Source organism: Pseudomonas sp. CHM02, from assembly GCF_000612585.1.
Lineage (GTDB): Bacteria > Pseudomonadota > Gammaproteobacteria > Pseudomonadales > Pseudomonadaceae > Aquipseudomonas.
In genome coordinates, this window is the sequence record NZ_JFCA01000099.1 from 1 (window position 1) to 5,239 (window position 5,239).

The 5,239-nt window shown below is 51.3% G+C and carries 2 tRNA genes and 2 rRNA genes; all 4 read right to left on the reverse strand.

Annotated features, from left to right (window positions below):
* Positions 1-84: 84 nt before the first annotated feature.
* The 4 genes from BM70_RS0130805 to BM70_RS0130820 all read right to left on the reverse strand — a co-directional run bounded on the left by BM70_RS0130805 (position 85) and on the right by BM70_RS0130820 (position 5,025).
* Positions 85-2,976: ribosomal RNA gene (locus BM70_RS0130805) — 23S ribosomal RNA — on the reverse strand.
* Between the two features lie 247 nt (positions 2,977-3,223).
* Positions 3,224-3,299: transfer RNA gene (locus tag BM70_RS0130810), tRNA-Ala, on the reverse strand.
* Between the two features lie 30 nt (positions 3,300-3,329).
* Positions 3,330-3,406 (reverse strand) — tRNA-Ile (locus BM70_RS0130815).
* Between the two features lie 82 nt (positions 3,407-3,488).
* Positions 3,489-5,025, reverse strand: a 16S ribosomal RNA gene (locus BM70_RS0130820).
* Together the 16S and 23S rRNA genes with 2 tRNA genes alongside form the textbook arrangement of a ribosomal RNA operon.
* Between the last annotated feature and the right edge of the window lie 214 nt (positions 5,026-5,239).

The window sequence follows — 5,239 nt, forward strand, 5'->3', positions numbered from 1 at the left end:
GTGAGCGTCGAACTTTCGGTTCATTTCGTCTTCACACACCGCAATCTGATGCTCTTTCGAGTAGTCAAATTGCTTGGGTGTTATATGGTCAAGCCTCACGGGCAATTAGTATTGGTTAGCTCAACGCCTCACAGCGCTTACACACCCAACCTATCAACGTCGTAGTCTTCGACGGCCCTTCAGGGAACTCAAGGTTCCAGTGAGATCTCATCTTGAGGCTAGTTTCCCGCTTAGATGCTTTCAGCGGTTATCTATTCCGAACATAGCTACCCGGCAATGCCACTGGCGTGACAACCGGAACACCAGAGGTTCGTCCACTCCGGTCCTCTCGTACTAGGAGCAGCCCCTCTCAAATCTCAAACGTCCACGGCAGATAGGGACCGAACTGTCTCACGACGTTCTAAACCCAGCTCGCGTACCACTTTAAATGGCGAACAGCCATACCCTTGGGACCGGCTTCAGCCCCAGGATGTGATGAGCCGACATCGAGGTGCCAAACACCGCCGTCGATATGAACTCTTGGGCGGTATCAGCCTGTTATCCCCGGAGTACCTTTTATCCGTTGAGCGATGGCCCTTCCATACAGAACCACCGGATCACTAAGACCTACTTTCGTACCTGCTCGACGTGTCTGTCTCGCAGTCAAGCGCGCTTTTGCCTTTATACTCTACGACCGATTTCCGACCGGTCTGAGCGCACCTTCGTACTCCTCCGTTACTCTTTAGGAGGAGACCGCCCCAGTCAAACTACCCACCATACACTGTCCTCGATCCGGATAACGGACCTGAGTTAGAACCTCAAAGTTGCCAGGGTGGTATTTCAAGGATGGCTCCACGCGAACTGGCGTCCACGCTTCAAAGCCTCCCACCTATCCTACACAAGCAAATTCAAAGTCCAGTGCAAAGCTATAGTAAAGGTTCACGGGGTCTTTCCGTCTAGCCGCGGATACACTGCATCTTCACAGCGATTTCAATTTCACTGAGTCTCGGGTGGAGACAGCGCCGCCATCGTTACGCCATTCGTGCAGGTCGGAACTTACCCGACAAGGAATTTCGCTACCTTAGGACCGTTATAGTTACGGCCGCCGTTTACCGGGGCTTCGATCAAGAGCTTCGCGTTAGCTAACCCCATCAATTAACCTTCCGGCACCGGGCAGGCGTCACACCCTATACGTCCACTTTCGTGTTTGCAGAGTGCTGTGTTTTTAATAAACAGTCGCAGCGGCCTGGTATCTTCGACCGGCATGAGCTTACGGAGCAAGTCCTTCACCCTCACCGGCGCACCTTCTCCCGAAGTTACGGTGCCATTTTGCCTAGTTCCTTCACCCGAGTTCTCTCAAGCGCCTTGGTATTCTCTACCCAACCACCTGTGTCGGTTTGGGGTACGGTTCCTGGTTACCTGAAGCTTAGAAGCTTTTCTTGGAAGCATGGCATCAACCACTTCGCTAACTAAAAGTTAGCTCGTCATCAGCTCTCGGCCTTAAGATCCCGGATTTACCTAAGATCTCAGCCTACCACCTTAAACTTGGACAACCAACGCCAAGCTGGCCTAGCCTTCTCCGTCCCTCCATCGCAATAACCAGAAGTACAGGAATATTAACCTGTTTTCCATCGACTACGCTTTTCAGCCTCGCCTTAGGGACCGACTAACCCTGCGTCGATTAACGTTGCGCAGGAAACCTTGGTCTTTCGGCGTGGGTGTTTTTCACACCCATTGTCGTTACTCATGTCAGCATTCGCACTTCTGATACCTCCAGCAAGCTTCTCAACTCACCTTCACAGGCTTACAGAACGCTCCTCTACCGCATCACTTACGTGATACCCGTAGCTTCGGTGTATGGTTTGAGCCCCGTTACATCTTCCGCGCAGGCCGACTCGACTAGTGAGCTATTACGCTTTCTTTAAAGGGTGGCTGCTTCTAAGCCAACCTCCTAGCTGTCTAAGCCTTCCCACATCGTTTCCCACTTAACCATAACTTTGGGACCTTAGCTGACGGTCTGGGTTGTTTCCCTTTTCACGACGGACGTTAGCACCCGCCGTGTGTCTCCCATGCTCGGCACTTGTAGGTATTCGGAGTTTGCATCGGTTTGGTAAGTCGGGATGACCCCCTAGCCGAAACAGTGCTCTACCCCCTACAGTGATACATGAGGCGCTACCTAAATAGCTTTCGAGGAGAACCAGCTATCTCCGAGCTTGATTAGCCTTTCACTCCGATCCACAGGTCATCCGCTAACTTTTCAACGGTAGTCGGTTCGGTCCTCCAGTTAGTGTTACCCAACCTTCAACCTGCCCATGGATAGATCGCCCGGTTTCGGGTCTATTCCCAGCGACTAGACGCCCTATTAAGACTCGCTTTCGCTACGCCTCCCCTATTCGGTTAAGCTCGCCACTGAAAATAAGTCGCTGACCCATTATACAAAAGGTACGCAGTCACCTAACAAAGTAGGCTCCCACTGCTTGTACGCATACGGTTTCAGGATCTATTTCACTCCCCTCTCCGGGGTTCTTTTCGCCTTTCCCTCACGGTACTAGTTCACTATCGGTCAGTCAGTAGTATTTAGCCTTGGAGGATGGTCCCCCCATATTCAGACAAAGTTTCTCGTGCTCCGTCCTACTCGATTTCATGACTAAGAGATTTTCGCGTACAGGGCTATCACCCACTATGGCCGCACTTTCCAGAGCGTTCCGCTAATCTCAAAGCCACTTAAGGGCTAGTCCCCGTTCGCTCGCCACTACTAAGGGAATCTCGGTTGATTTCTTTTCCTCAGGGTACTTAGATGTTTCAGTTCCCCTGGTTCGCCTCTTGCACCTATGTATTCAGTACAAGATAACCATCTTATGATGGCTGGGTTCCCCCATTCAGACATCTCCGGATCAAAGTCTGTTTGCCGACTCCCCGAAGCTTTTCGCAGGCTACCACGTCTTTCATCGCCTCTGACTGCCAAGGCATCCACCGTATGCGCTTCTTCACTTGACCATATAACCCCAAGCAATCTGGTTATACTGTGAAGACGACATTCGCCGAAAATTCGAATTTCTCAATTAAGAGAACTCACAAATTTTACCTTAGCCTGATCCGTTACCAGTGAAAGTAACGTTCAGTCTATCTTTCTATCACATACCCAAATTTTTAAAGAACGATCTAATCAAAGACTAGAAATCAACATTCACCATCACCTGGATGGAATGCTCATTTCTAAGCTTTCATACGTCAGAAGCAGTAGTGGTGGAGCCAAACGGGATCGAACCGTTGACCTCCTGCGTGCAAGGCAGGCGCTCTCCCAGCTGAGCTATGGCCCCGTATTTCTACAGGCGTTTCCCACACAAAATTGGTGGGTCTGGGCAGATTCGAACTGCCGACCTCACCCTTATCAGGGGTGCGCTCTAACCAACTGAGCTACAGACCCAATTTCGGGCTGCTTCTTATCGTCTTCTTCAATGAATCAAGCAATTCGTGTGGGAACTTATGGAGCAGCTGATGTCGTCGATTAAGGAGGTGATCCAGCCGCAGGTTCCCCTACGGCTACCTTGTTACGACTTCACCCCAGTCATGAATCACACCGTGGTAACCGTCCCCCCGAAGGTTAGACTAGCTACTTCTGGTGCAACCCACTCCCATGGTGTGACGGGCGGTGTGTACAAGGCCCGGGAACGTATTCACCGCGACATTCTGATTCGCGATTACTAGCGATTCCGACTTCACGCAGTCGAGTTGCAGACTGCGATCCGGACTACGATCGGTTTTATGGGATTAGCTCCACCTCGCGGCTTGGCAACCCTCTGTACCGACCATTGTAGCACGTGTGTAGCCCAGGCCGTAAGGGCCATGATGACTTGACGTCATCCCCACCTTCCTCCGGTTTGTCACCGGCAGTCTCCTTAGAGTGCCCACCATAACGTGCTGGTAACTAAGGACAAGGGTTGCGCTCGTTACGGGACTTAACCCAACATCTCACGACACGAGCTGACGACAGCCATGCAGCACCTGTCTCAATGTTCCCGAAGGCACCAATCCATCTCTGGAAAGTTCATTGGATGTCAAGGCCTGGTAAGGTTCTTCGCGTTGCTTCGAATTAAACCACATGCTCCACCGCTTGTGCGGGCCCCCGTCAATTCATTTGAGTTTTAACCTTGCGGCCGTACTCCCCAGGCGGTCAACTTAATGCGTTAGCTGCGCCACTAAAAGCTCAAGGCTTCCAACGGCTAGTTGACATCGTTTACGGCGTGGACTACCAGGGTATCTAATCCTGTTTGCTCCCCACGCTTTCGCACCTCAGTGTCAGTATTAGTCCAGGTGGTCGCCTTCGCCACTGGTGTTCCTTCCTATATCTACGCATTTCACCGCTACACAGGAAATTCCACCACCCTCTACCATACTCTAGTCAGTCAGTTTTGAATGCAGTTCCCAGGTTGAGCCCGGGGATTTCACATCCAACTTAACAAACCACCTACGCGCGCTTTACGCCCAGTAATTCCGATTAACGCTTGCACCCTCTGTATTACCGCGGCTGCTGGCACAGAGTTAGCCGGTGCTTATTCTGTCGGTAACGTCAAAACAGTTACGTATTAGGCAACTGCCCTTCCTCCCAACTTAAAGTGCTTTACAATCCGAAGACCTTCTTCACACACGCGGCATGGCTGGATCAGGCTTTCGCCCATTGTCCAATATTCCCCACTGCTGCCTCCCGTAGGAGTCTGGACCGTGTCTCAGTTCCAGTGTGACTGATCATCCTCTCAGACCAGTTACGGATCGTCGCCTTGGTGAGCCATTACCCCACCAACTAGCTAATCCGACCTAGGCTCATCTGATAGCGCAAGGCCCGAAGGTCCCCTGCTTTCTCCCGTAGGACGTATGCGGTATTAGCGTCCGTTTCCGAACGTTATCCCCCACTACCAGGCAGATTCCTAGGCATTACTCACCCGTCCGCCGCTCTCAAGAGAAGCAAGCTTCTCTCTACCGCTCGACTTGCATGTGTTAGGCCTGCCGCCAGCGTTCAATCTGAGCCATGATCAAACTCTTCAGTTCAAACATCTTTGGGTTTTTAAGAAACCCTAAACTTGGCTCAGCAATCGTTGGTTACATCTTTGATTTCTCGCGGAGTAACTTGTGATGCTGATAATCTTGTTGACTATCAGTCTGACTCCACAAGCACCCACACGAATTGCTTGATTCAGTTGTTAAAGAGCGGTTGGTTAAGAGCTTTCGTCTCAACCGAGGCGCGCATTCTACAGCAGCCTCA